Origin of the sequence: Micromonospora sp. NPDC050276 (genome assembly GCF_044459545.1) — a bacterium.
GTDB lineage: Bacteria > Actinomycetota > Actinomycetes > Mycobacteriales > Micromonosporaceae > Micromonospora.
On record NZ_JBITJA010000010.1, the window covers coordinates 219552 to 227049 of the forward strand.

At 69.9% G+C, this 7498-nt stretch carries 3 protein-coding genes; all 3 read left to right on the top strand.

The window, feature by feature from the left end:
• Nucleotides 1–140 precede the first annotated feature (140 nt).
• The gene (locus ACIBF8_RS23145) at nt 141–893 is read left to right on the top strand and encodes a TIGR03089 family protein (RefSeq protein WP_396785518.1); all 753 of its coding nucleotides are present in this window, start codon (nt 141–143) and stop codon (nt 891–893) included.
• 158 nt (nt 894–1051) lie between these two features.
• A complete protein-coding gene (locus ACIBF8_RS23150; protein ID WP_396785520.1) occupies nt 1052–2014 on the top strand; it encodes a zinc metalloprotease in 963 nt (320 codons plus the stop codon).
• 346 nt (nt 2015–2360) lie between these two features.
• Nucleotides 2361–7292, top strand: coding sequence for a carbohydrate-binding protein (locus ACIBF8_RS23155; RefSeq protein WP_396785522.1), 4932 nt, complete (start codon nt 2361–2363; stop codon nt 7290–7292).
• Nucleotides 7293–7498 lie beyond the last annotated feature (206 nt).

The window sequence follows — 7498 nt, forward strand, 5'->3', positions numbered from 1 at the left end:
GGCGCTCCTCGGCGGCGTCTCGCGGGTCACCTGCACCGTGCGCGGGCCACCCGGTCACCCGATACGGCCATCGGCCGACGACCGGTACGACCAAAGTCGTTGAGTAGGGTGGTCCCGACGTCGACCCGGGGAGCGTGCAGATGCAGCCGATCGTCACGGCCGACCTGGCAGCCCGACCCGTCGAGGTCGAGCGTCCGCTGCTCAGCTACCGCGACGAGGCGACCGGCGAGCGGGTCGACCTCACCGCCCAGCAGGTTGGTGCCTGGGCGGCGCGCAGCGCCAGCCTGCTGCGGGACGGCTGCGGGCTGGGCCCCGGCAGCCGCGTAGCGGTGCTGCTGCCTCCGCACTGGCGTACCGCCGTGGTGTTGTTGGGCGCCTGGGCCTCGGGCCTGGCGGTGTCGTTCCGGCCGCGCGCCACCGCGGGCCTGGCGGTGCTCGAACCCGGCGGCGACCGTCCGTTCGACGCGGTCTTCGTGACCCCCGAACGACAGGACGACTGGCTGGAGGACGTGCCGGACGCGACGCACCGCTACCTCGTCGGCACCGGCCCGGGTCGCCTCGCCGACGTGCCGTTGGGCTGGCTGGACTGGTCCGCCGAGGTGCTCCGCCACGGCGACGCCACGCCCGACCACACCGCCATCCGCCCGTCGGACCCAGCCTCCGCGGACGGCACCACCTACGGCCAGTGGGGTGCCATCGCCCAGGAGTTCGCCGCGATGCTGGACCTGCGCACCGGTGATCGACTGCTGGTCGACGCCGCCGAAACCGAGCAGCCGCTGAAATGGCTGCTCGCGCCGCTCTCGGTCGGCGCGTCCGTGGTGATCAGCGCCAACCTCGACCCGGCCCGGCGGGACGCGGTCGTCGCCGCCGAGCAGGCGACCCGGGTGCTCTGAACGCACGCCGGACCGGCCAAACAGCGCTCCGCGATCCTGTTCCGTTACATCGGTATCCGCCCTGTTCAGCGGGTCTTTTGTCGATGTCGTCGGCGTGTTCTCATACCCGAAGACGACGTCATCGACCTCGCACCGCTCCCTCACTGAAAGGTGCACCGATGCACAGGAGACCGACCTTCCGACTGGCGGTCCTCACCGCCACCGCCGCGACGCTCCTGGCGTCCGGTGGCGCCTCCGGCGCGCTGGCCACGGCCGCCCCCGCGACCGCCTCCCCGGGCGTCGCGGCATGCGAACCCGGTGCCGACGCGCACGGCGCCGCCCGGGTCGCCGAGGGCGCCACCGCGCAGGAACCGGAGCTGTACGCCAAGAACGAAGCCAACGCCTACGGCGTGATCAAGGACGCGCCGCGCCTGCCCAACGGCAGCGTCACCATCCCGACGGTCTTCCACATGGTCTCCGACCATCCGCTCACCCCGGCCGAGACGACCAGGTGGAACACCCTGATCGCGGCGCAGATGACGGTGCTCAACGACTCGTTCGCGGGTCGTACGGCGGGCGACGCCGCCGACACGCCGTTCCGGTTCTCGCTCGTCGACACCACGTGGACGGTGAACAGCGCCTGGTACACGGTCGAGCCGGGCAAGAACGAGCGGGACATGAAGAAGGCGCTGTACACCGGCGACTCCCGCACGCTGAACGTGTACGCGGCCAACATCGGTGGTGGGCTCCTCGGCTGGGCGTACTTCCCGAAGGGCTACAACAACGGCCGCGACTACATCGACGGCGTGGTGATGCTCGACGAGTCGATGCCGGGCGGCACGGCCGGCAAGTACGCCCTCGGTGACACGCTGACGCACGAGGTGGGGCACTGGCTGATGCTGGAGCACACCTTCGCGCACGGCTGCTCCGCATCCGGCGACTTCGTCGCGGACACCCCGCGCGAGGCGGCGCCACAGTTCGACTGCCCGGTGGGCGCGGACACCTGCACCGCTCCCGGGCTGGACCCGATCCACAACTTCATGGACTACACGCAGGACTCCTGCATGAACATGTTCACCGCCGGTCAGGCCGACCGGATGAGCGACGCCTGGGTGGCGTTCCGCGCCAGCGGCGTCGGCTAACTTCGCAGGTAACCGGGGCTGGCGGGTCGCGCTGCGGCGACCCGCCAGCCCTTCCGTGCGCGCTGTTGATCAACTAACTGTTCACCCGTACAGCGTCCGTCTCTCATCCGGCTTGGCTGGCGAGTTCGCACAGAGCCGGCAGGGTCATCAAACGGCCGCGCCCGCCGGCGTGCCACAGCACCTGTGGACCGGAGCGCTGGCACGACCCAACCGCTCGGCCCCGTGGTGCCGTGGCGGGTCTTTCCGCGTCGGTGGCGTCCACCTTGACCCATCAATAAGGAGAAACCCCGCCATGACGCACGAGAGACGTGCGGGTCGGAAGCGAACACGCGGGATCCTGCCCGCGGTGGCGCTCATCCTCATCGCCGGACCGGCAACAGCCCTCAACCCCACGCTTGCGGACGCGCAGGCGACCGCGACCAGCGCCAACGCACCGCTGATCAACCTCACCAGTGGGCAGAACATCGAGGGCACGGTCCCCGTCGTCGTCGAGCCGGTGACCGAGAACGACTCGGTGACCACTCTCGCGGTCGACGGCGACCGGATCGACGCCGACCGGACCGCCGGCACCGCCCACCTCGCCTTCGAGATGGGTGGCAACGGCACCGAGGCCCGCTACCGCAACTACGTCACCGTCAACGACCACACGGCCGAGGCGGACCGGGTCTACCTCCCGGACATCCCCGGTGGGCAGGTCGGCACCCTCGACTTCCCGGGCGACTGGCTGCGGGTCGGCGCGAACACCATCACCGTCCACGCTGGAGCGAACTGGGTCGACACGACCACCAAGACCGCCGTGGGCTACGAGGAGTTGCCCAACGGTGAGGGTGGCCGCTGCCCCAACTACGACGACTACGCGCTGAGCAGCATCAGCCTCAGCCTGCTCGGCGTGGTCGCCGACGGTGAGCAGAACCTCTTCAGCTACAGCTTCGGCGACGGCACCTGCGGAAGCTCGGCGAAGCTGCTCAACCAGGACCTGACCTTCGTCATCTCCGGCGAGCCGGGCGGCACGTCCGGCCTGCGCACCGACCTTGACACCAGCAAGCTCAGCAACGGTACGCACACCGTCAGCGCGACCACCCTGTCGGGCGCGAAGACGTCCGTGACGGTGGACGTCAACAACGCGCCGGCCGGCGCGGCCGTGGTCACCCCCGGTGACGGTGCCCGCGTACGCGGCACCCGGCCGGTGATCGCCGCGCTGCCCGGCGGTGGCAAGGACCAGGTCGAGTCGCTGGCCATCGACGACAAGCCCGCCGAGAACGTGGAGGCGCTGGCCGCCGGCACCGCCACGCTCGGCCTCGCGGTCGCGGCCGGCAACTCCATCGGGGCGCGCTACCAGAACTACGCCCTGGTCAACGGCCACCGGGTCGACCTCGGCGGTGACTACGGCGCGACCGGCGCCGAGGACGTCAAGCTGGCGTTCCCGAACCGGTTCCTGCACCTCGGTGACAACATCGTCGAGATCAAAACCGGCGACTACAACGGCACCCTCAACGGCGCGACCTGCGCCAACCACGACGACTTCACGCTCAACCGGGCGGCAACGAGCCTCACCCTGAGCACGGCCGGCACGGTGACGGCCGGCACCACGTATGTCGTCACCACCAGCGGCACGACCGTGACGAAGGTGGAGACGACAGCTGCCTCGATGGCGCTGGGCGACGGCACCTGTGCTGCCAACAGGGACGCCGAACTTCACTTCACCATCGCGGACGCCCCGACGACGCGTACGGTCGACACCCTCGGCAGCGGGGGTGACGCGCACCTGAAGGTGTTCGTCGGCGGCAACGGCAGCGACAACGGGTACGACAACAAGGTGCTGATCAACGGCATCCCGCTGGAGATCGGCATGTGGGAGAAGGAGGTCGCCGACCTCGCCTTCCCGAACGAGTGGCTGGTGCCGGGCGTCAACGCCGTGGAGTTCGTCGCGGGCAACGACCACGGCAGCGCCAAGCCGGGCGGTTGCGACAACTTCGACGACTTCACCCTGCGCGACTTCCAACTGCTGCCGACCGGCGGAAAGGCGACCCAGCTGACCCGGTCGACCGCGCAGACCACGGTCACCATCGGCTCGGCGAGCTACCCCGCCGGCTCCCAGGTGACCACGTACATCGGTGACGGCACCTGCGGCAGCAGTCACAACGCGGTGCTGAACAAGATGGTCCTGTTCGACGTCACCGCGGCGGACGGCTCGGCGCTACCGGCGCTGGGTAAGCGCGCCGACGTGGACACGACGACGATCGCGGACGGTGCCCACACCATCAAGGCGGTCGTCGGGGACAAGACCTCGACACGGCGCTTCACCACCGACAACACGGCCCCGGAGGTCGCGGAGAGCGTCCCGGCGGCCGGGCAGCGGTTGACCTCGACCGTCGCGCTCGACGTCACCATCAAGGACGCCTCCGGGGTGGTCGGCGCGCCGGTCATCACGCTCGACGGCGTCGCCGTGCAGCAGGGTGACCAGATCGGTCACGGCCTGCCGGCCGGGCAGCACACCATCGCGGTGACGGCGACCGACGCGCTCGGCAACGCCGCCACCCGCGAGGTGCGGTTCAGCAGCGCGAGCATCCCGGACGTCCCGACCGAGCTGAACTCGACGGTCAAGAACACCGACCCGCTCTCGGCCGAGTTGTCCGCCCGGATCCCCGGTGCCGAGGGGGTCGGGCTGACCGCCACCTTCACCAGGGCGGACGTGGTCCTGCCGACCGGCGGTTACCAGGGTGAGGCGGCCGACGTGCCGACCACGCTCGACGTCCAGCACGACAGGAACGTGGACGTGGCCTCGCTGCGCCCGCTCGACGGCGCGACGATCGACACGCCGTCCAGCCGTGGGGTGATCTTCCAGCGGTACGACCTGCCGCTCGGGGCGACCAAGCAGGTGCCGACGTTGCGCTGGTCAGGCAGCATCGACCCGGCGCGGATCGTGGCGCTGCGGGCGTGGAACCCGGCCACCGACAAGTGGGTCGTGTTGACCTCCTCGCGCGGCCAGGCCGGGCAGGAGACGGTGCTGACCGCGCCGGTGGAGGCCGGCTACCGCGACGGCGGTGTGGTGCACGTGCTGGTCACCGGCGAGGACCCGTTCGCCGACGATCTGTCCCCGCACGACTCGACGGCGCAGAACGACAAGGATCGCTTCGAGGACCCGGCCTCGTACGACTTCTCGCTGGCGCACTTCACCGACACCCAGTACATCACCGAGGGTGCGGCCGGCGGCACGTACGACGACTGGGACGGCAAGGCCGAGCCCACGGACGTCGAGACGGCCGAGGAGCAGGCGATCTGGTCGGCCGCGTACCGCGACCAGATGCAGTGGATCGCCGACAACGCGGCCAGCCGCAAGATCGCGTACGCCGCGCACACCGGCGATGTCATCGAGAACGACTACTACGACCCGCTGGCCACCAACCCGGACGGCTCGCTGAAGCGGCCCGGTCTGCACGAGCAGGTCGAGAAGGAACTCGCCGCCGCCTCCGGCTTCCAGAAGATCCTCGACGACAACGGTGTCGTCAACCAGGTCATCGCGGGCAACCACGACGACCAGTTGGGCGCCGAGACCGGTCCCACGTCCCGGTTCAGCCGTACGTTCAGCGCCGACCGGTACTACGGGACAGCGCAGTCCTGGCCCAAGGGCACCGAGTACCACGCGTGGGACGAGGCGACCAAGGCCGACGGTTCCGTCACGCCGGGCAAGGACAACCAGAACAACTACCTGCTCTTCTCCGCCGGTGGTCTGGACTTCGTGGCGGTCGGCCTGTCGTACGGCGTCACGCCGGCCGAGGCCAAGTGGGCCGACTCGATCTTCAAGCGGTACAAGGACCGCAACGGGATCCTGCTCTCCCACGACTACCTGAAGCCCTCGGCCAACCCGGACGGACGCGGCGCGGACTTCTCCGCACCGGACGGCTCACCGCTCTTCAAGCAGGTCGTCGAGGTCAACCCGAACGTGTTCCTGGTCCTCGCCGGGCACGAGCACGGCGTGGGCACCAACCTGAAGTCGAAGATCGGTGTCACCGTCAGCCACGACGTCGTCGAGCTGCTCGCCGACTACCAGTTCTACACGGTCACCGCCGCCGAGCTCTGGCCGACGCGGGTCGCGCCCGACGGCACCGTCGACGTCAACGGTGACGGCACCCCGGACCACAAGGCCACCGACCGGCTGCAGTTCGGCGCGAGCTTCCTGCGCCTGCTCCAGTTCGACGTGGACCGGGCCGAGATGCACATCGACACGTACTCGCCGTTCCTGAAGAACTTCGGGGCGACCGAATACGACATCCGCCAGGACGGCAGCCAGCCCAAGCCGCGGTACAACGGCTCGGAGGACAACCTGACCCTGCCGGTGGACCTCACCACCCGCAAGACGTCGTTCAGCACCGACTCGCTGGCCGCGTACGTGCCGTCCGGCACGATCGGCACCGACGAGGTGACCTCGAACGGCGTCGCCACCACCGGGTGGGACAAGCTCCTGCCGGGCACGTCGTACGGCTGGATCGTGTCGGCGACGAGCGCCGACGGTGGCGCGGCGGTGGCCCAGCCGGCCGTGTTCGCGACCGCCAAGCAGGTCCCGACGATGACCGTCACCGCCGCCCCGACCGCCTGGGGCACCGCGGCGACGGTGACCGCCAAGATCGCGGCCGGCAGCACGCCGGTCACCGGCGCGGTGGAGTTGCGCGAGGGCACGACCGTTCGCGGTTCGGCCGCCGTCACCAACGGGGCCGCGACGTTCACCCTCCCGGTGGGCCTCGCGGGCGGCCAGCACACGCTGACCGCGTCGTACGCGGGCAGTGACCACCTCACGCCGGTGCAGGCCACCGCCGTGCTGACGGTGAACCTGCCGGCGGAGTGGGCGTCGTCGACCGTTTACAACGACGGCGACCGGGTCACCTACCAGGGCCGCGTCTTCCGGGCCTCCTGGTACACGAAGAACCAGAAGCCGGGCGCCGACGCCAACGGTGCGTGGCAGGAGATCGCCATGACCGAGGACGGTACGGCGATCTGGACCCCGTCGCGGATCTTCAACTCCGGCGACTTCGCGATGTACGACGGTAAGAAGTGGCGGGCCCAGTGGTACACCCGCAACCAGAAGCCGGGTGACCGCAACGGCTCCTGGGAGGAGATCGCCCCGACCCCGCCGGACAACAGCCCGGCGGCCTGGACGCTCACCAAGGTGTACGTCGCCGGCGACCGGGTGTCCTTCAAGGGCCATGTCTACGAGGCGAAGTGGTGGACACGCGGCCAGGAGCCAGGCGACACGAATGGCCCCTGGAAGCTGATCAAGTAGTCAGGTTCGCGTGAACGCCGGCCCGGGACCGATTTCGGTCCCGGGCCGGCGTGCTCTCCCAGCCCCCGCCTTGATCAACTCGGCTTTCGGGGAGAACGGGGTATCGACATACCTTGGGCTCAAGTGGTTGTTGCAACGGGGTGGATTCTCGTCAGGATGAGGGGTCATGCCGGGGCAGAGGTTGTCGTCCGCGGAGCGGGCGCAGA